This window comes from Serratia sp. EC4 (genome assembly GCF_059652115.1).
The window spans coordinates 179,230-202,240 of sequence record NZ_JBNIDE010000006.1; the positions used below are offsets into that span (position 1 = coordinate 179,230).

Annotated in this window: 24 protein-coding genes; 5 read left to right on the forward strand and 19 right to left on the reverse strand. The window is 58.4% G+C overall.

Annotated features, from left to right (window positions below; genetic code table 11):
* The first annotated feature begins 138 nt into the window (after positions 1-138).
* The 3 genes from ACP39K_RS17935 to ACP39K_RS17945 all read left to right on the forward strand — a co-directional run bounded on the left by ACP39K_RS17935 (position 139) and on the right by ACP39K_RS17945 (position 2,721).
* A complete protein-coding gene (locus ACP39K_RS17935; protein WP_033639103.1) occupies positions 139-864 on the forward strand; it encodes a 4'-phosphopantetheinyl transferase family protein in 726 nt (241 codons plus the stop codon).
* Between the two features lie 161 nt (positions 865-1,025).
* Complete coding sequence (locus tag ACP39K_RS17940; protein WP_004933859.1) at positions 1,026-1,592, forward strand: NADPH-dependent FMN reductase; 567 nt, start codon at positions 1,026-1,028, stop codon at positions 1,590-1,592.
* 76 nt (positions 1,593-1,668) lie between these two features.
* Entirely contained in the window at positions 1,669-2,721 is a 1,053-nt protein-coding gene (locus ACP39K_RS17945; protein ID WP_033639104.1) for an alpha/beta hydrolase, read from the forward strand.
* Positions 2,722-2,756: 35 nt separating this feature from the next.
* On the opposite strand, the gene ACP39K_RS17950 is transcribed toward ACP39K_RS17945, so the two are convergent.
* Positions 2,757-4,094, reverse strand: a complete 1,338-nt coding sequence (locus ACP39K_RS17950) for an NCS2 family permease (RefSeq protein WP_004933851.1) — start codon at positions 4,092-4,094, stop codon at positions 2,757-2,759.
* A gap of 234 nt (positions 4,095-4,328) precedes the next feature.
* Between ACP39K_RS17950 and ACP39K_RS17955 the strand changes: the two genes are divergently transcribed.
* Both ACP39K_RS17955 and yieH read left to right on the forward strand, forming a co-directional pair.
* Positions 4,329-4,733, forward strand: a complete 405-nt coding sequence (locus ACP39K_RS17955) for an NUDIX hydrolase (RefSeq protein ID WP_033639105.1) — start codon at positions 4,329-4,331, stop codon at positions 4,731-4,733.
* Between the two features lie 46 nt (positions 4,734-4,779).
* Positions 4,780-5,448: a 6-phosphogluconate phosphatase gene (gene yieH, locus ACP39K_RS17960; protein WP_016929610.1), complete on the forward strand. Its 669-nt coding sequence runs from the start codon at positions 4,780-4,782 to the stop codon at positions 5,446-5,448.
* On the opposite strand, the gene ACP39K_RS17965 is transcribed toward yieH, so the two are convergent.
* The 18 genes from ACP39K_RS17965 to atpB form a co-directional block, all read right to left on the reverse strand.
* Positions 5,445-6,185: an amino acid ABC transporter permease gene (locus ACP39K_RS17965; protein WP_033639106.1), complete on the reverse strand. Its 741-nt coding sequence runs from the start codon at positions 6,183-6,185 to the stop codon at positions 5,445-5,447. The genes yieH and ACP39K_RS17965 overlap by 4 nt on opposite strands.
* Position 6,186: 1 nt before the next feature.
* Positions 6,187-6,900: an amino acid ABC transporter permease gene (locus ACP39K_RS17970; protein ID WP_016929611.1), complete on the reverse strand. Its 714-nt coding sequence runs from the start codon at positions 6,898-6,900 to the stop codon at positions 6,187-6,189.
* Between the two features lie 81 nt (positions 6,901-6,981).
* Positions 6,982-7,821, reverse strand: coding sequence for an ABC transporter substrate-binding protein (locus tag ACP39K_RS17975; protein ID WP_016929612.1), 840 nt, complete (start codon positions 7,819-7,821; stop codon positions 6,982-6,984).
* A 168-nt stretch (positions 7,822-7,989) separates the two neighbouring features.
* Positions 7,990-8,724 carry a phosphate signaling complex protein PhoU gene (gene phoU / locus ACP39K_RS17980; RefSeq protein ID WP_016929613.1) on the reverse strand — a complete coding sequence of 245 codons (735 nt, stop codon included), beginning with the start codon at positions 8,722-8,724 and terminating at the stop codon, positions 7,990-7,992.
* 11 nt (positions 8,725-8,735) lie between these two features.
* Positions 8,736-9,506: a phosphate ABC transporter ATP-binding protein PstB gene (gene pstB / locus ACP39K_RS17985; protein WP_016929614.1), complete on the reverse strand. Its 771-nt coding sequence runs from the start codon at positions 9,504-9,506 to the stop codon at positions 8,736-8,738.
* A 54-nt stretch (positions 9,507-9,560) separates the two neighbouring features.
* Positions 9,561-10,451 carry a phosphate ABC transporter permease PstA gene (gene pstA, locus ACP39K_RS17990; protein ID WP_004933824.1) on the reverse strand — a complete coding sequence of 297 codons (891 nt, stop codon included), beginning with the start codon at positions 10,449-10,451 and terminating at the stop codon, positions 9,561-9,563.
* Between the two features lies 1 nt (position 10,452).
* Positions 10,453-11,409: a phosphate ABC transporter permease PstC gene (gene pstC / locus ACP39K_RS17995; protein ID WP_016929615.1), complete on the reverse strand. Its 957-nt coding sequence runs from the start codon at positions 11,407-11,409 to the stop codon at positions 10,453-10,455.
* Positions 11,410-11,500: 91 nt separating this feature from the next.
* Positions 11,501-12,541: a phosphate ABC transporter substrate-binding protein PstS gene (gene pstS, locus ACP39K_RS18000; protein ID WP_004933819.1), complete on the reverse strand. Its 1,041-nt coding sequence runs from the start codon at positions 12,539-12,541 to the stop codon at positions 11,501-11,503.
* Between the two features lie 335 nt (positions 12,542-12,876).
* On the reverse strand, positions 12,877-14,706 hold the full coding sequence (gene glmS, locus ACP39K_RS18005; RefSeq protein WP_028128067.1) for a glutamine--fructose-6-phosphate transaminase (isomerizing): 1,830 nt from the start codon (positions 14,704-14,706) through the stop codon (positions 12,877-12,879).
* Between the two features lie 149 nt (positions 14,707-14,855).
* Positions 14,856-16,229 carry a bifunctional UDP-N-acetylglucosamine diphosphorylase/glucosamine-1-phosphate N-acetyltransferase GlmU gene (glmU, locus tag ACP39K_RS18010; RefSeq protein WP_033639107.1) on the reverse strand — a complete coding sequence of 458 codons (1,374 nt, stop codon included), beginning with the start codon at positions 16,227-16,229 and terminating at the stop codon, positions 14,856-14,858.
* A gap of 290 nt (positions 16,230-16,519) precedes the next feature.
* Complete coding sequence (locus ACP39K_RS18015; RefSeq protein ID WP_004933814.1) at positions 16,520-16,939, reverse strand: F0F1 ATP synthase subunit epsilon; 420 nt, start codon at positions 16,937-16,939, stop codon at positions 16,520-16,522.
* 20 nt (positions 16,940-16,959) lie between these two features.
* On the reverse strand, positions 16,960-18,342 hold the full coding sequence (gene atpD, locus ACP39K_RS18020) for a F0F1 ATP synthase subunit beta (RefSeq protein ID WP_004933813.1): 1,383 nt from the start codon (positions 18,340-18,342) through the stop codon (positions 16,960-16,962).
* 32 nt (positions 18,343-18,374) lie between these two features.
* Entirely contained in the window at positions 18,375-19,238 is an 864-nt protein-coding gene (atpG, locus tag ACP39K_RS18025; RefSeq protein ID WP_004933811.1) for a F0F1 ATP synthase subunit gamma, read from the reverse strand.
* Between the two features lie 59 nt (positions 19,239-19,297).
* Positions 19,298-20,839 carry a F0F1 ATP synthase subunit alpha gene (gene atpA, locus ACP39K_RS18030; RefSeq protein WP_016929618.1) on the reverse strand — a complete coding sequence of 514 codons (1,542 nt, stop codon included), beginning with the start codon at positions 20,837-20,839 and terminating at the stop codon, positions 19,298-19,300.
* Between the two features lie 12 nt (positions 20,840-20,851).
* A complete protein-coding gene (atpH, locus tag ACP39K_RS18035) occupies positions 20,852-21,385 on the reverse strand; it encodes a F0F1 ATP synthase subunit delta (RefSeq protein WP_015376133.1) in 534 nt (177 codons plus the stop codon).
* A 14-nt stretch (positions 21,386-21,399) separates the two neighbouring features.
* Positions 21,400-21,870, reverse strand: a complete 471-nt coding sequence (gene atpF / locus ACP39K_RS18040; RefSeq protein ID WP_004933804.1) for a F0F1 ATP synthase subunit B — start codon at positions 21,868-21,870, stop codon at positions 21,400-21,402.
* Between the two features lie 57 nt (positions 21,871-21,927).
* A complete protein-coding gene (atpE, locus tag ACP39K_RS18045) occupies positions 21,928-22,167 on the reverse strand; it encodes a F0F1 ATP synthase subunit C (protein ID WP_004093904.1) in 240 nt (79 codons plus the stop codon).
* Positions 22,168-22,216: 49 nt separating this feature from the next.
* Entirely contained in the window at positions 22,217-22,996 is a 780-nt protein-coding gene (gene atpB, locus ACP39K_RS18050; RefSeq protein WP_015376132.1) for a F0F1 ATP synthase subunit A, read from the reverse strand.
* Positions 22,997-23,011 lie beyond the last annotated feature (15 nt).

Consider the following 23,011-nt stretch of genomic DNA (forward strand, 5'->3'; position numbering starts at 1 on the left):
ATGCCCCCATTCCCTCCTGCACAGCGCAAAAGCCAACAAATCGGATAATCCGCATAGTGTTTTTTGATGATAAATCCTCAACTTAGTCTTAATCTAACACCCCTGCGTTCTTAGCGACCCTCTGTCATGGAGTGAACAATGGCGTGTCATTTTGCCCGATGGACCCCGGCCTCCGCTGTCCTGGATACCCAGAGACTCTCCGACGAAGTGATAGCCGCCACCCGCACCTTTTCCGTTAAGCGCCGCACGCGCTACCTGCAAGGGCGCATTCTGCTCGCCGAAATGATGTTCTACCTGTACGGCCTGCCGACGCTGCCCCCCATCGCCACCACGCCGACCGGCCGCCCCTGCTTCGCCGATCATCAGTTGCCCGATTTTAGCCTCGCCTACGCCAGCAACACCGTGGGCGTGCTGCTTAGCGACGAGGGCAAAGTCGGACTGGATATCGAAGTGATGCGGGCGCGCGGCAGCCGGCAAAGCGCGCTGCAGAACGCGCATCAGACGCCGGCGGAAAGTGCCTGGATCGGCGCGCAGGACGATCGGCTGGAGGCGGAGACTCAGCTGTGGAGCATTCGGCAAAGCGTGCTGAAAATTTCCGGCCTCGGCAACAGCGGCCAGTCCACGCTGCGTCTGCATCCCTTCTCCGGTCACCTGCGCTCCAGCGCCACGCCGGACGTTCAGGTGATGAGCGACGCCGACGAATATCTGAGCTGGGCCTGCGCCGGCAGCCCCGAGCTGGATCGTCTGCTGTGCTGGCGCTACGAAGAGCGCGGCGGCCTGCACAAAGACGGGGAAATATCGCCGCGCAGCCCGGCGGCATCCTCACGCTTCGTTAAACTGACGGGCCTGAAGACGCCAGGTTGACGCGGCGCAAAGCGGATAACGCGGTCTTTACCGCACGAGTTACTGGATTAAATTGTAAAGACAGCTAAATGTTGAGCAATCGCCTATTCTCGACCCGCGCTTTAGCCTACTATTCGCCCATGTTGTACGCTGAATCTGCTCATTCGAAAGGGAGAATCACCATGTCAGACCAAGCCTTAAAAATCGTCACTCTACTCGGCAGCCTGCGCAAAGGCTCCTACAACGCCATGGTGGCCCGCGCCCTGCCTGGCCTGGCTCCGCAGGGCGTCACCATTGAAGCGCTGCCCTCCATCCGCGATATCCCGCTGTACGACGCCGACATGCAACAGGGTGAAGGCTTCCCTGCCGCAGTCGAAGCGATAGCAGAGCAGATCCGCCAGGCCGACGGCGTGATCATCGTCACCCCCGAATACAACTATTCCGTGCCCGGCGGGTTGAAAAACGCCATCGATTGGCTGTCTCGCGTACCGAATCAGCCGCTGGCCGGCAAGCCGGTGGCCATTCAAACCAGCTCAATGGGGCCGATCGGCGGCGCGCGCTGCCAATACCATCTGCGTCAGATCCTGGTGTTCCTCGATGCGATGGTAATGAACAAGCCTGAGTTTATGGGCGGCGTGATCCAAAGCAAGGTCGATGAACAGGCCGGTGAACTGAGCGATCAGGGAACGCTGGATTTCCTGACCGGCCAGCTGTCCGCGTTCAGCGATTTTATTCGCCGCGTGGAGTGAAGGTCTCGCGGCGCCCGCGGGGCGCCGCAACAGGACATGACGTCCGTCAATTTATTGAAATTAAAGCCATAGCATCATGTATTTTTTCATTTTAGCGTTATTTTTCGTTTCCATCACCAGTCCCGCTTTCGCCGCAGACATGCGTTATCCCGCCGGTGAAGAACCGCTGGAGCTGCCTGCGCACAGCGCGCTCAACGCCCAGCTGTCGCGATCTGCGCAAAACCAGGAAGATAAAAAACTAGGCGCCATGTCGCTGTACCTGACGCTGATGCGCGAAGACGGCCGCAATGTCTGGGCGCCCTACCAGCTGGCGGTGTCGTCGGCGGAGAAAGGGCAAACCGAGCTGGCGGAGCGCTACCTGCAGCTGAGCGCCGACCGCGGCCTGTGGTACTACTACAACCTGCTGGAGGACGACGCCTTCAACAGCATCCAGCACTCCGCCACCTACCAATCTATCCTGGCCGCCACCAAAGCGCGCTATCTGCAGCACGCTCGCCGCTATGAAGGCAAGGCCAGCTACGCGATACCGGACGGCGAAACGCCGCCCGAAGGGTGGCCAACGGTGATCTTCCTGCATACCTACGGCAAAGCCGCCGCCATCAGTCCCGAGGAGCGGCTGCTGTTCGGCGAAATGGGCGTGGCCTACATCGAGCTCAACGGCACGCAGATGCTGTCGGAAAACAGCTTCCGCTGGTCGAATTACAGCGACGAGAGCACCCAAACCGCCATTCAGCGTACGCTGCAACAGCTGGCTCCGCAGCTAAAGCTGGATCCCCGGCGGATTTACCTCAGCGCCCGCGGCCAGGGCGCGTTGCACGCCGCCAACCTGATCGCCAAGTACCCGCAGTTTTATGCCGGCGCGCTCTTGATCGCCCCCAACGGCGAGATCAAGCCGGCCCAGCAGTCGCTGGCGGCGCAAAAGAAAATCGTGATGGCGTATTACGATCGGCAGAATTTCAGCGAACAGGCGCTGGCATTGCACTTCGCCAATCTGTTCGGGGAGGATAATCAGGTGCAGACGCTGCACTTCGCCCAGGGGGAGGATGCCGCCGGCAGTTGGCAGGCGCGCTTCAGGCGGCCGTTGCAATGGGTGCTGGATCGGGCGCCGGATGCGACGCCGGGCGTCTAAGATTTCAGGGCCGACGGGCGTCGGCCCTTTGGCTGTCAATGGCCGTCGACGAAGACGATCTTCAGCACGAACAGCAGCGCCACGACCACCACGCACGGGCTGATTTCACGCCAGCGGCCGGTGCCGAGCTTCATCACGCAGTAGGAGATAAAGCCGAGCGCGATGCCTTCGGTGATCGAGAAACTGAACGGCATCATCACCGCGGTGACAAACGCCGGTACCGCTTCGGTCAGATCGTCCCACTTCACCCGCGCCAGGCTGGAGGTCATCAGCACGCCGACATAGATCAGCGCGCCGGCGGCGGCGTAAGCCGGCACCATGCCCGCCAACGGCGACAGGAAGATCACCAGCAGGAACAGCAGGCCGGTGACCACCGCCGTCAGACCGGTGCGGCCGCCGACGGCGACGCCGGACGAGCTTTCGATGTAAGCGGTCACGGAAGAGGTCCCCGCCAGCGAACCGGCCACTGAGCTGATGCTGTCAACGTACAACGCCTGCTTCATGCGCGGGAACTTGCCCTGGTTGTCGGTCAGGCCGGCTTTATCGGTGACGCCGATCAGGGTGCCGGAAGAGTCGAACAGGTTCACCAGCATAAACGAGAAGATGACCCCGGCCAGCCCGATGTTCAGCGCGCCGGCCACGTCGACCTGGCCCACCACCGAGGTGATGCTCGGCGGCAGGGAGAACAGGCCGCCGTATTTCACGTCGCCCAGCATCCAGCCGATCAGGGTGGTGACCACGATAGATACCAGCACCGCCGCGTGGAAGTTGCGCGAAGAGAGCACGGCGATGATGAAGAAGCCGAGCGCCCCCAGCAGCACGTTGTGCGAGGTCAGGCTGCCGATGGTCACCAGCGTGTCCGGATTGGCCACCACGATGCCGGCGTTTTTCAGCCCCATCATGCCGATGAACAGGCCGATGCCGCTGGTGATGCCGACGCGCAGGCTGACCGGAATGTTGGCGATCATCCAGTAACGGATGCGGAAAATGGTCAGCAGCAGCAGGCCGACCGCGCCCCAGAAGATGGCGCCCATGCCCACCTGCCAGGAAATGCCCATCGCCCCGACCACCACGAAGGCGAAGAAGGCGTTCAGGCCCATCGCCGGCGCCAGCGCCACCGGCAGGTTCGCCAGCAGGCCCATAAAGATGCTGCCGAAGGCGGCGATCAAACAAGTGGTGACAAATACTGCCTGGGTATCCATGCCCGCTGCGCCCAAAATTTGCGGGTTAACGAACACGATATACACCATGGTGAGGAAGGTGGTGATACCGGCAATCGTTTCCGTACGCGCCGTCGTGCCATGTTGCTTGAGTTTAAACACGCGCCCAAGCAAGCCTTGCTCAGCGTCAAGGCCAGATACTGGTTTGGTCATTATCAGAATTCCGAAAATGGGAATGGACAGTCGCCGGCTATCCTATAACAAAAAGTGGGGCTTTTGACGCCGGTCACAGGTTTTTTTCGCCGTCTTTACGGCTAAACGCGTCAACGGCTTGTATTTACAGGCATTCATACCCCGTTGCCGCCCGCTGCGTTGCCGTTTGCCGGCACGGCCGATAAAATGGTCTATCGCCCCCTCTGTCCCTATCCGTTAAAAACAGGAATCCGCATGTCTTCGACCTTTATCGATAAGCTGGCGTTGATCGCGCTGAAAGATGACAAAGTGGCGCTGGTGCGCTCGCACAATAAGACGCTGTTTTATATGCCGGGCGGAAAGCGCGAAGCGGGCGAAACCGACGAACAGGCGCTGTGCCGCGAAATCGACGAAGAGCTGACCGTTGCGCTGCAGCCGCAATCCATCGCGTTTTACGGCGAGTTCACCGGCCCGGCGGACGGCAAGCAGGACGGCACCCAGGTGCGCATTCGCTGCTACCAGGCCGACTTTACCGGGCAACTGCAGCCGGCCGCCGAAATCGCCGAGCTGAAGTGGTGCGACAGCCGCGATCTGCCGCAGTGCTCACACGTCGCCGCGCTGATTTTGCACGATCTCAAGGCGCGTAACCTGATCAAGTGATCGCTGAGTCGCCTTGGCGGCGTTAACCCGAAGGAACCTGTCCCGCATGAATCAGATTGACTGCATTTTGTTCGACTGCGATGGCACGCTGGTGGACAGCGAAGTGCTGTGCAGCAAAGCCTATGTCCATATGTTCGCCCACTACGGCATTCATCTGTCGCTGGAAGAGGTATTCAAGAAATACAAAGGGGTGAAGCTGTACGAGATCATCGATCGGGTCAATGCCGAGCAGGGCACTGACCTGGAAAAAGAGACGCTGGAGCCGCTGTATCGGCAGGAAGTGGCGCGGTTGTTCGACAGCGAGCTGCAACAGATTGCCGGCGCCCGCGAGCTGCTGGCACAGGTGACGGTGCCTGTCTGCACCGTCTCCAACGGGCCGGTCAGCAAGATGCAGCACTCGCTCGGCCTGACCGGCATGCTGCCTTATTTTGATGACCGGTTGTTCAGCGGCTATGACATTCAGCGCTGGAAGCCGGATCCGGCGATCGTGTTTCACGCCGCCGAACAGATGCGGGTGCCGGTGACGCGCTGCATCCTGGTGGACGATTCGCCCGCCGGCGCGCAGGCCGGCATCAATGCCGGCATTCCGGTCTTTTACTTCTGCGCCGATCCGCATAATCCGCCGATCGATCACCCGCTGGTGACCACGTTTGACGACCTGGCTCAATTGCCCGCGCTGTGGCGCGAACGCGGCTGGCGGCTGACGGCCGATTAACTGGCCGGCAACGGCGGCTTGTTGCGCCACCAGCGCCAGGACCGCTTCAGCGCGCGGGTTTGCGCGCCGAAGCGGCGGTTGACCGCGTTGGCCAGCAGATCGAGCGCCAGGCAGAATACGAAATAGACCAGCGCCACAAACAGGAACACTTCCATCGGATAGACCATGCTGCGGTTGTTGACCTGGGTCGCCAGGAAGGTCAATTCGCCAACGCCGACGATATAAGCCAACGAGGTGTCTTTGATCAGAGAAATCCACTGGTTGATGAACGACGGCACCATCATGCGCAGCGCCTGCGGCAGCACGATCATGCGCAGCGTCTGCCAGCGCGTCAGCCCCAGAGAAAGCCCGGCCTGCCACTGGCCGGGACCGATCGCGGCGATGCCGGCCTTCACCGCATGAGCCAGATAGGCCGAAGCGATCAACGCCAGCGCACACACCACGGTGGTAATTTCCGGGATCTCGACGCCAAACACCATCGGCAGCAGGAAATAGGTCCAGAAGATCAGCATGATGACCGGAATAGCGCGGAAAAAGCCCAACACCGCCGCCAGCAGCCCGGCGGCGACGCCGCGCGACATCGCCAGCGCCACGCCGAGTAAGGTGCCGAGCACCGCCGAGACCACGCCGGCCATCAGGCTGATCGCCAACGTCAGCGCCGCGCCGCCCAGCGGCCCATCCGGCCAGGTGCCCCACAGCAGGTAACCCAGGTTGTCATGAATCACGCTGAAATCCATCTCAATGTCCTCCCAGCGGTTTACGCTGTTGTCGCCACATGCCCCAACCTTCCAGCAGCGCGATGATGGCGATATACAGTACCGTCGCCACGCCGAACGCCTGGAAGGTGCGCAGGGTTTCGGTTTCGACCTGACGCGAGGCGTAAGAGAGTTCGGCAACGCCGATCGCCATGGTCAGCGACGAGTTCTTGATCACGTTCATGTATTGCCCCAGCAGCGGCGGCAGCGCGATTTTCAGCGCCTGCGGCAGCACCACGTAGCGCATCGCCTGCCAGCCGGTCAGCCCCAGCGCCTGAGCGGCATATTTCTGCCCGCCGGCGACGCCGCGAATGCCGGAGCGGATCTCTTCGGCGATAAAGGCGGTGGAGTACAGCGTCAGGCCGAAGAAACCGGCGAGAAACTCGAACGACGGCCACTCAAGCGGGCCGACCTGATGTGCGCTGTTCAGCCACTGCATGGCGGCGGACGGCAGGATTTGCCCGGCGGCGAAGTACCAGAAGAACAGCTGCACCAGCAGCGGCGTATTGCGAAACAGCGAGCTGTACCCCATCGCCAGCCAACGCAGCGGCCTCAGGCTGCTGTCGCGCATCGCCGCCAGCACGAAGCCCAACAGCGTGGCCGCCAGGCCCGCGCAGGCGGAAAGCCACAGCGTCAGCAGAAAGCCGTGCCACAGCCAGTTCAGGTATTGCGGCGCCAGCAGCCAGTCCAGATTCATGTTCAATCCTTGTCTTGCAGAATGCATCAGGGGCGCAGCAAGCTGCGCCCCTCCGTACCGATCTCACCGCGAGCGGTTAAATCAGGCTTTCGGTTGCTGATCCAAAGGCGCGATTTTGAAATCGCCGCGCGGCTGGGCGGATTTGGTCTCCGGCCCGAACCAGCGATCGTAAATCTTAACCGCTTCGCCGTCGTTTTCCAGCTTGATCAGCGTCTCATTCACCGCGGCGGTCAGGCGATCCTCGCCCTTGGGAATGCCCACGCCCTGATACTCTTTGGTCAGGCTGAACGGCGAAATTTCAAATTCCGCCTTCTGCGCCGCCGGCAGGTTGCCGAGCAGGCCGACCAGCTTGGCGTCGTCCTGAGTGATCGCCTGCACGTTGCCGTTGCGCAGCGCCACGAACGCCAGCGGGGTATCATCGTAGGAGATCACTTTCGCCGTCGGGAAACGCTCGCGCAGGGTGATTTCCTGCACCGTGCCCTTGTCCGCGCCGATGCGCAGCTTCTTGATGTCTTCCGGGGTTTTCAATACGCCTTTGCGGGCGATGAATTTCTGGCCGGTGGCGAAATACGGCACGCTGAAGTTCACTTCCTTGGCGCGCTCGTCGGTAATGGTGAAGTTGGCGGCAATCAGGTCAACCTTCTTCGACACCAGCAGCGGAATGCGGTTGGCCGGGTTGGTGGCGCGCAGCTCCACTTTCACCCCCAGCGCTTTGCCGATCGCGTCGGCGACGTCCACATCGTAGCCCACCAGCTTTTTGCTCTGCGGATCGATGTAGCCGAACGGCGGGTTGCTGTCGAACACCGCGATACGCACCACGCCGGCTTGCTTGATATCGTCAAGTTTGTCCGCGTGCGCGGCGCCGGCGGCGAGGCCGGTCAGACTGGCTAACAACGTTAAGGCCAAAGCGCGATGTTTCATAGAAAGCTCCTAAGTGGTTGATGTCCTGCTGGCGAATAAGCTAGCAAGCGCCACATAGGTCAGGAAATAATATAAAAAGCTATATTTATAACCTTTTTATCTTTACGCGTTTAAGATGGAATAAAGGCGCGGGAAACCGCGCCTTTGAAGGATATTACCCGGAAAGAGTTAGTCGGCCTTTTCGTCTTTACCGCCCGGAGAGAGCAGCTTTTCCAGGGCATCGCCGCCCAAATGACGGAAATCCTGCCCCTTGACGAAATAGAAGATAAATTCGCAGATGTTCTGACAGCGGTCGCCGATACGCTCGATAGAGCGGGCGCAGAACAGCGCGGTCAGCACGCTCGGAATGGTGCGCGAGTCTTCCATCATGTAGGTCATCAGCTGACGCACGATGCCTTCGTATTCCTGGTCGACCTTTTTATCTTCGCGGTAAATACGGATCGCTTCGTCCAGATCCATGCGCGCGAACGCGTCCAGCACGTCGTGCAGCATCTGCACGGTGTGGCGCCCTAGCGACTCCAGACTGACCAGCAGCGGCTGATGCTGGTGCGAGAACTTTTCCAGCGCGGTGCGGCAGATCTTGTCCGCCACGTCGCCGATGCGCTCCAGCTCGGAAATGGTTTTGATGATCGCCATCACCAGGCGCAGATCGCTGGCGGTCGGCTGGCGCTTGGCGATGATGCGCACGCACGCTTCGTCGATCGCCACTTCCATCATGTTGACCTTGGCGTCGCCTTCAATTACGCGCTTGGCCAACTCGCCATCCTGATTGTGCATCGCGGTGATGGCATCGGTCAGCTGTTGCTCCACCAGCCCGCCCATGGTCAGCACCTGGGTGCGGATATGCTCGAGCTCTGCGTTGAACTGGCCGGAAATGTGTTTGTTTAAATTCAGGTTATCCATGATGCTTCCTATCAACCATAACGGCCAGTGATGTAGTCTTCAGTCTGCTTTTTCTGCGGCGCAGTGAACAGGTTATCAGTATCACTGAACTCGATCAGCTCGCCCAGATACATAAATGCGGTAGAGTCGGAGCAGCGCGCCGCCTGCTGCATGTTGTGCGTCACGATCACCACGGTGTAATCGGCCTTCAGTTCACTGATCAGCTCTTCAATCTTGCCGGTAGAGATCGGATCCAGCGCCGAGCAAGGCTCATCCAGCAACAGCACTTCCGGACGAATGGCGATGCCGCGGGCGATGCACAGACGCTGCTGCTGGCCGCCGGAGAGGCTGTAGCCGCTCTGGTGCAGCTTGTCCTTGGTTTCGTTCCACAGCGCGGCCTTGGTCAGCGCCCACTGTACGCGCTCGTCCATATCGGCGCGCGACAGCTTTTCAAACAGGCGAACGCCGAAAGCGATGTTGTCGTAAATCGACATCGGGAACGGCGTCGGCTTCTGGAACACCATGCCGACCTTGGCGCGCAGCAACGCGATATCCGAGTTGTCGGTCAGGATGTTCTGGCCGTCCAGCAGAATGCCGCCTTCCGCACGCTGCTCCGGGTACAGCTGGTACATCTTGTTAAAGGTGCGCAGCAGGGTGGATTTGCCGCAGCCGGATGGGCCGATAAACGCGGTGACCTTGTTCTTGGCGATATCCAGCGTGATGTTCTTCAGCGCATGGAATTTGCCGTAGTAGAAGTTCAGATCGCGTACCTGAATTTTGCTGCTGGAAGCGTCAGTAACCATACTCATCAAGACTTCTCTCTTTTCATCAGCGCCGCCAAAGCGGCGCTCAAAATTTTACGAATGCTTTTTCTTGGCGAAAATTACGCGCGCCAGGATATTCAGTAACAGTACGCACAGGGTGATCAACAGCACCCCGGCCCAAGCCAACTGTTGCCATTCGGCGAACGGGCTCATGGCGAATTTGAAGATGGTCACCGGCAGGTTGGCGATCGGCTGCATCAGGTCGGTGCTCCAGAACTGGTTCGACAGCGAGGTGAACAGCAGCGGCGCGGTTTCCCCCGCGATGCGCGCAATCGCCAGCAGCACGCCGGTGATGATGCCGGACACCGACGCCTTCAGCGTGATGGCGGAAATCATGCGCCATTTCGGCGTGCCCAGGGCATAGGCGGCCTCGCGCAGCGTATCCGGCACCAGCTTCAGCATGTTCTCGGTGGTGCGAATGACGATCGGCACCTGCAGCAACGCCAGCGCCACGATGCCGGCCCAACCGGAGAAGTGTTCCATCTTCGCCACCACGATGGTGTAAACGAACAGGCCCACCACGATCGACGGTGCGGACAGCAGGATGTCGTTGATAAAGCGGATCACTTCCGCCAGCCAGGATTTACGGCCGTATTCCGCCAGGTAGATGCCGGCCATGATGCCCAGCGGCGTACCGAAGAGGGTCGCCCACAGGATCAACAGGCCGCTGCCGGCGATGGCGTTGGCCAAGCCGCCGCCCGCGGTGTTCGGCGGCGGGGTCATCTCGGTGAACAGCGCCAGCGACATGCCGTCGAAGCCTTTGGTGACGGTGGCGATCAGGATCCAGATCAGCCAGAACAGCCCGAACGCCATGGTCGCCATCGACAGGAACAGCGCGAGGCGATTTTTCTGCCGGCGCCAGGCCTGCATTTTGCGGCGGCTTTCCGCCAGAACGACTGCGTTTTGCATATCCATCGTCGCCATGTTAACGCCCCTCATTCTTGGCCAGACGCATGATCATCAGTTTCGACAGCGCCAGCACGATAAAGGTGATAACAAACAGAATCAGACCCAGCTCCATCAACGCGGCAGTGTGCACGCCGGACTCGGCTTCAGCGAATTCGTTGGCCAGCGCCGAGGTGATGCTGTTGCCCGGCATGTATAGCGAAGCGCTGTCGAGCTGGTAAGTGTTGCCGATGATAAAGGTCACCGCCATGGTCTCCCCCAGCGCACGGCCCAGGCCCAGCATCACCCCGCCGATGACGCCGTTTTTGGTGAACGGCAGCACGATGCGCCAGATGACTTCCCAGGTGGTGCAGCCGATGCCGTAGGCCGACTCTTTCATCATCACCGGGGTCTGTTCGAACACGTCGCGCATCACTGCGGCGATGTAAGGAATGATCATGATCGCCAGGATCACCCCGGCGGCCAGGATGCCGATGCCGAAGGCTGGGCCGGAGAACAGCTCGCCAACGATTGGAATGCCCGACAGCACGTCGCCCACCGGCGTCTGGAAGTATTCGGCGAACAGCGGGGCGAACACGAACAGTCCCCACATGCCGTAGACGATGCTCGGAATGGCCGCCAGCAGCTCAATGGCGATGCCCAGCGGCCGCTTCAGCCAGTTCGGCGCCAGTTCGGTCAGGAACAGCGCGATGCCGAAGCTCACCGGCACGGCGATGATCAACGCGATAAGCGAGGTGACCACGGTGCCGTAGATCGGCACCAGCGCGCCGAACTGCTCCGCCGGCGCGTCCCACTCTTTGGTCCACAGGAACGCAAAGCCGAATTTCTGCATGCTTGGCCAGGAGGCGAAGATCAGCGAAACGATGATGCCGCCCAGCAACAATAGGGTAATCAGCGCAGCCAGTCTCACCAGCGCGCTGAAAATGATGTCACCGTTTTTGCCCGGTGCTTTGATGGTCGGCTTGTACTCAGCCATAGATTACTCTCTGTTTGAACCCTGGCAGCCCCAACCGGGATCGGAGCCTGAAGAACTGTGTGGGGCGCGGCGAACCCGCGCCCCTGCGTTGTTAGTACAGCGCTTTACCTGAACTGTCTTTTACGTTGGTTTTCCAGGCCGCACGCACCTGCTCAACCACTTCTGCCGGCAGGGTGGCGTAATCCAGCTCGTTAGCTTGTTTTGCACCGGTTTTGTAGGCCCAGTCGAAGAACTTCAGCACTTCGGCGCCCTGAGCAGGGTTTTTCTGCTCTTTGTGCACCAGGATGAAGGTGGTGGAGGTGATTGGCCACACGTTGTCGCCTTTCTGGTCAGTCAGATCCTGAGCAAAGGTTTTGCTCCAATCCGCACCCTTGGCGGCGTTGCTGAAGCTCTCTTCGGTCGGGCTGACCGGTTTGCCGTCGGCGGACACCAGCTTGGTGTAAGCCAGGTTGTTCTGCTTGGCGTAAGCGTATTCTACGTAGCCGATAGAGCCTGGCAGACGCTGAACGAAGGCGGCGATGCCGTCGTTGCCTTTACCGCCCAGACCGGTCGGCCAGTTAACGGTAGAACCGGCGCCAATCTTTTCTTTCCACTGCGCATTGGCTTTGGACAGGTAGCTGGTGAACACGAACGAAGTGCCGGAACCGTCGGCGCGGCGCACTACGGCGATGTTTTGGTCAGGCAGTTTTACGCCTGGGTTCAGCTTGGTGATAGCCGGATCGTTCCACTTTTTGACGTTGCCCAGGTAGATATCGCCCAGGGTTTTGCCGTCCAGCGTCAGTTCGCCGGATTTGATGCCCGGAATATTCACCGCCAGCACCACGCCGCCGATCACGGTCGGGAACTGGAACAGGCCGTCGGCCGCCAGCTTGTCGTCAGACAGCGGGGCGTCGGAAGCGCCAAAGTCAACGGTGTTGGCCACGATTTGCTTTACGCCGCCAGAGGAGCCGATGCCCTGATAGTTAACTTTGTTGCCGGTTTCTTTCTGATAAGAATCTGCCCACTTGGCGTAAACCGGAGCGGGGAATGTCGCACCTGCACCGGTCAGGCTGGCAGCAGCGAACGCGGACACGGCGGTCAGGGAGAAGGTCGCTGCCACAATACTGGCGACGGTGGTACGCATCAGTTTCATAATCCCTCCTAATGGGATACTTAAAATCGACTTCGAGTCGTTTTAATCAGAGTAAGTATTGCTGCAGGAGGGAAAATAGGACAGTTTGGTGACAGAAAAATGTACGCAATATGACAGTTATATTACAGTGCATTTAATGAGTGTTTGTTTGTATTTAAATCAGAAGGTTAGCCGTGAAACAGCACATTTCCCAAGCAATAAAAAACCGGCTTGGCGCGGCCTATCCGCTTGAATATGACAACGTTTATCACCGAAACGGCAGCGCTGTCATCTTTAAGGTCACTCATGAAAAAAGCCGGCGCTAAGGCCGGCTTTTGCAGTTTACCTGCGGCAAATTACTCTACGGTGACAGACTTCGCCAGGTTGCGCGGCTGGTCAACGTCGGTGCCTTTGATCAGCGCCACATGGTAAGACAGCAGCTGCAACGGCACGGTGTAGAAGATCGGCGCGACGATTTCCTCGACGTGCGGCAGAGGAATGATGGTCATGCCTTCGCTGCTGACGAAGCCGGCGTCCTGATCGGCGAACACGTACAGCTGGCCGCCGCGCGCGCGCACTTCTTCAATGTTGGACTTCAGCTTTTCCAGCAGTTCGTTGTTCGGCGCCACCACAATCACCGGCATATCGGCGTCGATCAGCGCCAGCGGGCCGTGTTTCAACTCGCCCGCCGCATAAGCTTCGGCGTGAATATAGGAGATCTCTTTCAGCTTCAGCGCCCCTTCCATGGCGATCGGATACTGATCGCCACGGCCGAGGAACAGCGCATGGTGCTTGTCGGAGAAGCCTTCCGCCAGCGCTTCGATCTCTTTATCCATCGACAGCATCTGCTCGATACGCGCCGGCAACGCCTGCAGACCATGCACGATCTCGTGCTCCACGCTTTCCGCCATGCCTTTCAGACGGCCCAGGCGCGCCACCAGCATCAACAGCACGGTGAGCTGCGTGGTGAAGGCTTTGGTCGAGGCTACGCCGATTTCCGTGCCCGCTTTCGTCATCAACGCCAGATCGGATTCACGCACCAGCGAAGAGCCGGCAACGTTACAAACGGCCAGCGAACCGAGATAACCCAGCTCCTTGGACAGGCGCAGCGCCGCCAGAGTGTCGGCGGTTTCGCCGGACTGCGACAGAGTGATGATCAGGCTGCCCGGACGCACCGCCGATTTGCGGTAACGGAATTCGGACGCGATCTCGACATCGCACGGCACGCCGGCCAGCGCTTCGAACCAGTAACGCGCCACCATACCGGAGTGGTAAGAAGTGCCACAGGCGATAATCTGCACGTGCTGCACCTTGGCGAGCAGCTCGTCGGCGTGCGGCCCCAGCTCACTCAGGTTGATTTGGCCATGACTGAAACGCCCTTCCAGGGTGTTTTTCAGCGCCAGCGGCTGTTCGTAAATCTCTTTTTGCATGTAGTGGCGGTAAGCGCCCTTGTCGCCGGCGTCATACTGCACCTGGGATTCGATCTCAGGGCGCTCGATGGCGTTGCCCTGTTTGTCGAAAATGTTGACGGTGCGGCGAGTCACTTCCACCACGTCGCCCTCTTCCAGGAAGATGAAGCGGCGGGTGACCGGCAGCAGCGCCAGCTGATCGGAAGCGATGAAGTTTTCCCCGACGCCGCGGCCGATAACCAGCGGGCTGCCGGAACGCGCCGCGACCAGCACGCTCGGATCGCGGCTGTCCATCACCACGGTGCCATAAGCGCCGCGCAGCTGCGGGATCACGCGCTGAACCACTTCCAGCAGCGTACCGCCTTGCAGTTGTTCCCAGTGCACCAGGTGCGCAATCACTTCGGTATCGGTTTCAGAGCTGAAACGGTAACCGCGTTCAATCAGCAGTTCGCGCAGCGGCTCGTGGTTTTCGATGATGCCGTTATGCACCACGGTAATGTAGTCGGAAACATGCGGGTGCGCGTTCGCTTCGGTCGGTTCACCGTGCGTAGCCCAACGGGTGTGAGCGATGCCGGTACCGCCGTGCAGATCGGTTTGTTCCGCCGCTTCGGCCAGCTTTTGCACCTTGCCTACGCGACGCAGGCGACTGACGTTGCCTTTTTCATCGACCACCGCCAGACCGGCGGAGTCATAACCGCGGTACTCGAGACGGCGTAAACCTTCCAACAGAATTTCTGCGATATCACGTTGCGCTACTGCGCCTACAATTCCACACATCAGTTGTATTCCTAATGAACGTCCTTCGTGGACGTTTTCGATGCCTTGACCTGATTTTTGCCGGTTTTACCGTGCGTCCCCGAGCCTGTAGATGGTGGGGTTATTATGTTTTGTATTGGGCTCGTGAATAGAGCCCAACGCAAAACACACTATGGCTTCTTCTTCACCGGGCGCTGCCAGCCCTGAATGTGCACCTGCTTGACGCGGCTCAGGACCAGTTCGTTTTCGGCGATATCTCGCGTCACCGTGGTGCCGGCGGCAATGGTGGAGCCTTTACCGACCGACACCGGCGCCACCAGCTGAGTATCGGAACCGACGAACACGCCATCGCCGATCAGCGTCTTGTGCTTGTTGGCGCCATCGTAGTTGCAGGTGATGGTGCCGGCGCCGATATTCACGTCATCGCCGATTTCAGCATCGCCCAGGTAGCTGAGGTGACCGGCCTTGGAGCCTTTGCCCAGGCGCGCCTTTTTCATTTCCACGAAGTTGCCGACGTGAGCCCCTGCCGCCAGCTCCGCGCCTGGGCGCAAGCGGGCGAACGGCCCCACCGTGCAGTCTGCTTCCAGCACGCTGTCTTCCAGTACGCTGTAAGGGCTGATCTCGCAGTCATCACCGATCACGCAGTTTTTTAGCACGCAGCCGGCGCCGATTTTCACCCGGTCGCCCAGCTTGACGTGACCTTCGATAATCACATTCACATCAATAGTGATGTCGCGGCCGTGAACAAGTTCACCGCGCAGGTCGAAACGCGCCGGATCCAACAGCATTACGCCGGCCAGCAGCAGCTTTTCAGACTGTTCCGACTGGAACACGCGCTCCAGGGTCGCCAGCTGCAGACGGTTGTTCACGCCTTCCACTTCGCTCAAACGCGATGGGTGCACGGCTTCGATTTTCTTGCCGTCGGCATGCGCCAACGCAATGATATCGGTGATGTAAAACTCACCCTGTGCGTTATCGTTATTCAACATCCCCAGCCAGCGCTTCAGATCGCGCCCATTCGCCACCAGGATGCCGGTATTGATCTCATTGATCTGACGCTGCGCTTCGCTGGCGTCCTTGTGTTCGACGATGCCCACCACGTCACCCTGCTCGCGCACGATGCGGCCATAGCCGCTCGGGTCGTCCAGCTTGACCGTCAGCAGGCCAATGCCGCCCTGCGGCTTGGCCGCCAACAGACGCTGCAGCGTATCCACGGAGATCAACGGCACGTCGCCATACAGCATCAATACGTCTTCATCGTCGGCAAAATGCGGCGCCGCCTGCTGCATCGCATGGCCAGTGCCCAGTTGCTCAGCCTGCAGCACCCAGTTCAGCGCGCCCTCGGTCAGCGTGCTTTTCAGCAGATCGCCGCCGTGGCCGTATACCAGGTGTACATGTTGCGCGCCCAGTTTCATCGCGGCATCAATGACGTGTTGCACCATCGGCTTGCCGGCCAACGGATGTAAGACCTTGGGAAGATCGGAATACATGCGTGTTCCCTTGCCCGCGGCGAGGATAACCACGCTCATTGCGCTGTTCGACATAAGCAACCTGATAACTCCATTTTGATAGACGAAAGTAAAACCGTTTAGCGGCGATATTACTACATATTTCTCTGCACGAACCCGGCGCAGGCCGCGCGGGCCTTGGCCTGCAGCTATCGCGGCCAATTCGACGCTGGGACGAAAAAACTGTCGGCGATCGGCGACGTTTCTTTCCCGATATCAGGGGTTATACACCACTCTGTACGCCGGGCTGAAATGCTTATTTTAAAGTAAAAAAAAAGCGACCCTATAGGCCGCTTTCTTAAAGTTGGGTGCAGGACACCCAAACATTACATCGCTTTTCTGGTGAGCTCGATAACGCGCAGTTTTGCGATCGCTTTCGCCAGTTCAGCGGATGCCTGAGCATAGTCGACATCGCCATGAGAGCTGCGAATGTGTTCTTCAGCTTTACGCTTAGCTTCCAACGCTCTCGCTTCGTCGAGGTCAGTACCACGGATAGCAGTGTCCGCCAGCACGGTAACCACGCTCGGCTGCACCTCGAGGATGCCGCCGGACAGGTAGATGAACTCTTCTTCACCGTGCTGCTTAACAATACGCACCATGCCAGGCTTGATGGCAGTCAGCAGCGGCGCATGGCCAGGGAAGATCCCCAGTTCACCTTCGCTGCCTGTCACCTGGATCTTCTGCACCAGGCCGGAAAACATCTGTTTTTCCGCGCTGACTACATCCAGATGGTAAGTCATAGCCATATCACCCTCCTCTCAAGGCGTTACAGTTTCTTGGCTTTTTCCACTGCTTCTTCAATGGTGCCAACCATGTAGAACGCCTGCTCCGGCAGGTGGTCATAGTCGCCGTCCATAATGCCTTTGAAACCACGGATGGTGTCTTTCAGCGATACGAACTTGCCCGGAGAACCGGTGAAGACTTCTGCCACGAAGAACGGCTGAGACAGGAAGCGTTGGATCTTACGCGCACGGGATACGACCAGCTTGTCTTCTTCAGACAGCTCGTCCATACCCAGGATCGCGATGATATCTTTCAGTTCCTGGTAGCGTTGCAGAATGGACTGCACGCCACGCGCTACGTCGTAGTGCTCCTGGCCAACGACCAGCGGATCCAGCTGACGGCTGGTGGAATCCAGCGGGTCAACGGCCGGGTAGATACCCAGAGAAGCGATGTTACGGCTCAGTACCACGGTTGCGTCCAAGTGCGCAAAGGTGGTGGCTGGAGACGGGTCAGTCAAGTCATCCGCAGGAACGTAAACGGCCTGTACGGAAGTGATGGAACCGGTCTTGGTCGAGGTGATACGTTCTTGCAGAACGCCCATCTCTTCCGCCAGCGTTGGCTGATAACCTACCGCGGATGGCATACGGCCCAGAAGTGCGGACACTTCGGTACCGGCCAGGGTGTAACGGTAGATGTTGTCAACGAACAGCAGAACGTCACGGCCTTCGTCACGGAATTTCTCCGCCATGGTCAGACCGGTCAGCGCAACGCGCAGACGGTTACCTGGTGGCTCGTTCATCTGGCCGTAAACCAGGGATACTTTGTCCAGAACGTTGGAGTCGGTCATTTCGTGGTAGAAGTCGTTACCCTCACGAGTACGCTCGCCCACGCCCGCAAACACGGAATAACCGGAGTGCTCGATCGCGATGTTACGGATCAGCTCCATCATGTTTACGGTTTTACCTACGCCCGCACCGCCGAACAGACCGACTTTACCGCCCTTGGCGAACGGACAAATCAGGTCCATTACCTTGATACCGGTTTCCAGCAGTTCCTGAGAGCTTGACAGCTCTTCGTAGCTTGGCGCCGCGCGGTGAATCGCCCAACGCTCTTCTTCGCCGATGTCGCCTTTCATGTCGATCGGTTGACCCAATACGTTCATGATACGACCCAGGGTAGCTTTACCCACCGGCACTTCAATCGGGTGGTCCAGGTTGTTCACTTTCAGACCGCGACGCAGACCGTCGGAGGTCCCCATTGCGATACAGCGAACCACGCCACCGCCCAGCTGTTGCTGAACTTCCAACACCAGTTTTTCGGTGCCGTTTTCTACCTCAAGAGCGTCGTACACTTTCGGTACGGCATCCTGAGGGAACTCGACGTCCACCACGGCGCCGATTACCTGGATAATCTTTCCAGTAGCCATCTTGAATCCTCTACGTAATTCGTAAACCTAGCTTAAACCGCGGAGGCTCCCGAAACGATCTCGGTGAGTTCCTGAGTGATGCTGGCCTGACGCGCCTTGTTGTATACCAACTGCAGCTCTTTGATCAGGCTACCGCCGTTATCGGTTGCGGCTTTCATCGCGACCATTCGTGCGGCCTGCTCGCTGGCCAGGTTTTCCACGACGCCCTGATAAACCTGCGACTCCACATAGCGGCGCAGCAAGGTATCAAGCAGCACTTTTGGATCGGGTTCATACAGGTAATCCCAAGGCGTTTTCTTCAGCTCTTCGTCATCGGCTGGCGGTAACGGCAGCAGCTGAAGCACTTGCGGCTCTTGGGACATCGTATTAACAAATTTGTTGCTGACAATGTACAGCTTGTCCAAACGACCTTCGTCGTAGGCCTGCAGCATCACTTTCACCGGCCCGATCAGATCCGACAGGGAAGGTTTGTCCCCCATGCCGGTCACCTGGGCAACCACGTTGCCGCCCACGGAACCAAAGAAAGAGGCCGCTTTAGAGCCAATCAGCGCCAAGTCGGTTTCGACGCCTTTTTCGGACCAGGCTTTCATCTCCGCCAGCAGCTTTTTGAACAGGTTGATGTTCAAGCCGCCGCAGAGACCACGGTCAGTAGACACCACCAGATACCCGACGCGCTTAACGTCACGCTCATCCAGGTACGGGTGCTTGTACTCCAGATTCCCTAACGCAAGGTGACCAATCACTTTGCGCATGGTCTCTGCATAAGGACGGCTGGCCGCCATGCGATCCTGCGATTTACGCATTTTGGAGGCGGCGACCATTTCCATCGCTTTAGTGATCTTTTGCGTGTTTTGCACGCTAGCGATCTTACTACGTATCTCTTTTGCGCCGGCCATCTCTGCTTCTCCTCAGTGCCAGACGGCCTGCTGTCTTTCAACAGCAGGACCGTTCGGCGTTACCAGGACTGGGTTTTCTTGAAGGTCTCGAGGACGTCTTTCAACTTGCCCTCGATCTCATCGTTGAAGTTGCCAGTTTGGTTGATGTGGTTCAGCAGTTCGGCGTGCTCGCGGTCCGCATAGGCGACCAGCGCGGCTTCGAAGCTCACCACTTTGGCGACTTCGACGTCGTTCAGGTAACCGCGTTCTGCGGCAAACAGCACCAGAGACTGTTGTGCAACCGACATCGGCGCATACTGTTTCTGTTTCAGCAGCTCGGTCACTTTCTGACCGTGGCTCAGCTGTTTGCGGGTCGCGTCGTCCAGATCGGAGGCGAACTGGGAGAACGCAGCCAATTCACGATACTGCGCCAGCGCGGTACGGATACCGCCGGACAGTTTCTTCATGATCTTGGTCTGCGCGGCGCCACCAACACGGGATACGGAGATACCCGGGTTAACTGCCGGACGAATACCGGAGTTGAACAGGTTGGATTCCAGGAAGATCTGACCATCGGTAATCGAGATTACGTTGGTCGGAACGAACGCGGAAACGTCACCCGCCTGGGTTTCAATGATCGGCAGAGCGGTCAGTGAACCGGTTTGGCCTTTAACTTCACCTTTGGTGAAGGCTTCAACGTATTCGGCGTTGACGCGCGCTGCGCGCTCCAGCAAGCGGGAGTGCAGGTAGAATACGTCGCCTGGGTAAGCTTCACGACCTGGCGGACGACGAAGCAGCAGGGAAATCTGGCGGTAAGCAACGGCCTGTTTGGACAGGTCATCGTACACGATCAGCGCGTCTTCACCGCGGTCACGGAAGTATTCGCCCATTGCGCAACCGGCGTATGGCGCCAGGTATTGCAGTGCGGCGGATTCGGAAGCGGTCGCCACCACCACGATGGTGTTGGCCAATGCGCCGTGCTCTTCCAGTTTGCGCACCACGTTAGCGATGGTGGACGCTTTCTGGCCAATAGCCACGTAAACGCATTTGATGCCGGAGTCGCGTTGGTTGATGATCGCATCGATCGCCAACGCGGTTTTACCGGTCTGACGGTCACCGATCACCAGCTCACGCTGGCCACGGCCGATTGGAATCATGGCGTCAACGGATTTGTAGCCAGTTTGAACCGGCTGATCAACGGACTGACGCTCGATAACGCCTGGCGCGATAGCTTCTACCGGAGAGAAACCGTCGTTCTCAATCGGGCCTTTGCCGTCGATTGGCGCGCCCAGGGTGTTAACTACGCGGCCCAGCAGACCACGACCGACTGGAACTTCCAGGATACGGCCGGTGCATTTAACCTTCATGCCTTCGGCCAGATCCGCGTACGGACCCATGACCACGGCACCGACGGAGTCGCGCTCCAGGTTCAATGCGATTGCGTAACGGTTGCCAGGCAGCGCGATCATTTCGCCCTGCATAACTTCGGCCAGGCCGTGTACGCGGATGATCCCGTCGCTGACGGAAACGATAGTACCTTCATTGTGAGCTTCGCTCACTACATTGAACTGAGCAATGCGCTGCTTGATCAGTTCGCTGATTTCGGTGGAATTCAGTTGCATGCTCCAGTCCCCTTAAGACTGCAAGACGTCTGTCAGGCGTTCAAGACGACCGCGAACGCTGCCATCAATCACCATATCGCCGGCGCGAACAACGATGCCGGCCAGTACAGACTTGTCAATTTTGCAATTCAGCTTAACTTTGCGTGACAGACGTTTTTCCATCGCAGCGGCGATTTTCGCCTGCTGTTCGTCGTTCAGCGCGCTCGCAGAGAGCACTTCGACTTCGACGGTGGATTCCAGCGAGGCGCGCAGTTCGATGAACTGCTGCAGCACGGCAGGAAGAACCAGTAAACGTCCATTTTCGGCCATTACACGGATAAAGTTCTGGCCATGTTCGTCGAGCCGATCGCCACAAACCGCGATGAACGTCTTGGACAGCGTTTCTGGCGCAACCGCGCCAGACAGCAGTTCAGAAATCTGTTCATTGCGAGTGACTTCAGCCGCAAACGCCAGCATGTCCTGCCAGCGCTCTACGCTTTGGTGCTCAACGGCAAAGTCAAAAGCTGCTTTGGCGTAGGGGCGAGCTACAGTTACAAATTCAGACATCAGCCCCTCCCTCCTTACAGTTCAGCGACCAGTTTATCAACGATGTCGCTGTTAGCAGCTTCATCCACGGAACGTTCGATGATCTTCTCGGCGCCGGCAATTGCCAGCATCGCGACTTGCTTACGCAACTCTTCACGAGCGCGCTTACGTTCGGCTTCGATCTCAGCCTGAGCCTGCGCCACGATTTTGTTACGTTCCTGCTCGGCTTCGGCTTTCGCTTCATCCATGATCTGAGCTTTGCGTTTGTTCGCTTGCTCGATGATCACCTGAGCTTCTGCTTTGGCAGTTTTCAGCTGGTCGGTCGCATTGGCTTGCGCTAAGTCCAGATCTTTTTTGGCACGCTCTGCAGAAGCGAGGCCGTCAGCGATTTCTTTCTGACGCTTCTCGATGGCAGCCATGATCGGCGGCCATACGTACTTCATGCAGAACCAGACAAACAGAACGAACGCGATGGCCTGGCCGAGGATTGTTGCGTTAAGATTCACAGCACAATGCCTCTTTAAAAGTTAATAGTTTGGTTACGTCGTAGAGGGTTGCTCTACTTACGCGACGGCGAACATCACGTACAGACCCAGACCTACAGCGATCATCGGGATGGCGTCGACCAGACCCATAACGATAAAGAACTGTGTACGCAGCAGAGGAATCAGGTCAGGCTGACGAGCAGCGCCTTCCAAGAATTTACCACCCAGGATGCCGATACCGATCGCAGCACCGATTGCCGCTAAACCCATCATCACAGCGGCAGCCATGTACAGCAGATCCATACTCAGGTTTTCCATGACAGTCTCCAGTTTGTTTCAGTTTAAAAGTGCAAGTGTTTTAAGAAAATCAGTGCTCTTCAGACGCCATCGACAGATAGACGATCGTCAGAACCATGAAAATAAAGGCTTGAAGCGTAATGATCAGGATGTGGAAGATAGCCCAAGGCAAGCTCAGGACCCACTGTGACCACCACGGCAACAGGCCGGCAATCAGGATGAAGATCAACTCACCCGCATACATGTTGCCGAACAGTCGCAGACCCAGTGAAACAGGTTTGGACAGCAGGCTGACACCTTCAAGAATCAGGTTGATAGGAATGAATACAGGGTGGTTGAACGGCTGCATGGTCAACTCTTTAACAAACCCGCCAACGCCTTTCATTTTGATGCTATAGAACAGAATCAGGATAAACACGCCCAGCGCCATCGACAGCGTGACGTTCACATCGGCGGTAGGCACGACGCGCAGCGCAGGCAGGCCGAGGATGTGTTCGCCAACGTAAGGCAGGAAGTCGATGGGCAGCAGGTCCATCAAGTTCATCAGGAACACCCAGACGAACACGGTCAGCGCCAGCGGCGCAATCACCTTGCTCTTGCCGTGGTACATGTCGCGCACGCTGCTGTCGACGAAACCGACCACCAGCTCCACGGCGGTTTGCAGTTTACCCGGCACGCCGCTGGTGGCGTTTTTGGCCACTTTGCGGAAGATCACCAGGAAAAGCGCCCCGAGGACGACGGAGAAAAACATCGAGTCGATGTTGATCGACCAGAACCCAGTCCCGACCTGAAGCTGCGTCAGGTGGTGACCGATATACTCCTGTGGAGTCAAGACTTCTCCTGCAGACATGATGCCTCTTACCCT

What these genes read in the sequence shown, in the direction of transcription:
- ACP39K_RS17935 (WP_033639103.1), top strand. Translation starts at nt 139, where the DNA reads ATGGCGTGTCATTTTGCCCGATGGACCCCGGCCTCCGCTGTCCTGGAT.
- ACP39K_RS17940 (WP_004933859.1), top strand. Translation starts at nt 1,026, where the DNA reads ATGTCAGACCAAGCCTTAAAAATCGTCACTCTACTCGGCAGCCTGCGC.
- ACP39K_RS17945 (WP_033639104.1), top strand. Translation starts at nt 1,669, where the DNA reads ATGTATTTTTTCATTTTAGCGTTATTTTTCGTTTCCATCACCAGTCCC.
- ACP39K_RS17950 (WP_004933851.1), bottom strand. Translation starts at nt 4,094, where the DNA reads ATGACCAAACCAGTATCTGGCCTTGACGCTGAGCAAGGCTTGCTTGGG.
- ACP39K_RS17955 (WP_033639105.1), top strand. Translation starts at nt 4,329, where the DNA reads ATGTCTTCGACCTTTATCGATAAGCTGGCGTTGATCGCGCTGAAAGAT.
- yieH (WP_016929610.1), top strand. Translation starts at nt 4,780, where the DNA reads ATGAATCAGATTGACTGCATTTTGTTCGACTGCGATGGCACGCTGGTG.
- ACP39K_RS17965 (WP_033639106.1), bottom strand. Translation starts at nt 6,185, where the DNA reads ATGGATTTCAGCGTGATTCATGACAACCTGGGTTACCTGCTGTGGGGC.
- ACP39K_RS17970 (WP_016929611.1), bottom strand. Translation starts at nt 6,900, where the DNA reads ATGAATCTGGACTGGCTGCTGGCGCCGCAATACCTGAACTGGCTGTGG.
- ACP39K_RS17975 (WP_016929612.1), bottom strand. Translation starts at nt 7,821, where the DNA reads ATGAAACATCGCGCTTTGGCCTTAACGTTGTTAGCCAGTCTGACCGGC.
- phoU (WP_016929613.1), bottom strand. Translation starts at nt 8,724, where the DNA reads ATGGATAACCTGAATTTAAACAAACACATTTCCGGCCAGTTCAACGCA.
- pstB (WP_016929614.1), bottom strand. Translation starts at nt 9,506, where the DNA reads ATGGTTACTGACGCTTCCAGCAGCAAAATTCAGGTACGCGATCTGAAC.
- pstA (WP_004933824.1), bottom strand. Translation starts at nt 10,451, where the DNA reads ATGGCGACGATGGATATGCAAAACGCAGTCGTTCTGGCGGAAAGCCGC.
- pstC (WP_016929615.1), bottom strand. Translation starts at nt 11,409, where the DNA reads ATGGCTGAGTACAAGCCGACCATCAAAGCACCGGGCAAAAACGGTGAC.
- pstS (WP_004933819.1), bottom strand. Translation starts at nt 12,541, where the DNA reads ATGAAACTGATGCGTACCACCGTCGCCAGTATTGTGGCAGCGACCTTC.
- glmS (WP_028128067.1), bottom strand. Translation starts at nt 14,706, where the DNA reads ATGTGTGGAATTGTAGGCGCAGTAGCGCAACGTGATATCGCAGAAATT.
- glmU (WP_033639107.1), bottom strand. Translation starts at nt 16,229, where the DNA reads ATGTCGAACAGCGCAATGAGCGTGGTTATCCTCGCCGCGGGCAAGGGA.
- ACP39K_RS18015 (WP_004933814.1), bottom strand. Translation starts at nt 16,939, where the DNA reads ATGGCTATGACTTACCATCTGGATGTAGTCAGCGCGGAAAAACAGATG.
- atpD (WP_004933813.1), bottom strand. Translation starts at nt 18,342, where the DNA reads ATGGCTACTGGAAAGATTATCCAGGTAATCGGCGCCGTGGTGGACGTC.
- atpG (WP_004933811.1), bottom strand. Translation starts at nt 19,238, where the DNA reads ATGGCCGGCGCAAAAGAGATACGTAGTAAGATCGCTAGCGTGCAAAAC.
- atpA (WP_016929618.1), bottom strand. Translation starts at nt 20,839, where the DNA reads ATGCAACTGAATTCCACCGAAATCAGCGAACTGATCAAGCAGCGCATT.
- atpH (WP_015376133.1), bottom strand. Translation starts at nt 21,385, where the DNA reads ATGTCTGAATTTGTAACTGTAGCTCGCCCCTACGCCAAAGCAGCTTTT.
- atpE (WP_004093904.1), bottom strand. Translation starts at nt 22,167, where the DNA reads ATGGAAAACCTGAGTATGGATCTGCTGTACATGGCTGCCGCTGTGATG.
- atpB (WP_015376132.1), bottom strand. Translation starts at nt 22,996, where the DNA reads ATGTCTGCAGGAGAAGTCTTGACTCCACAGGAGTATATCGGTCACCAC.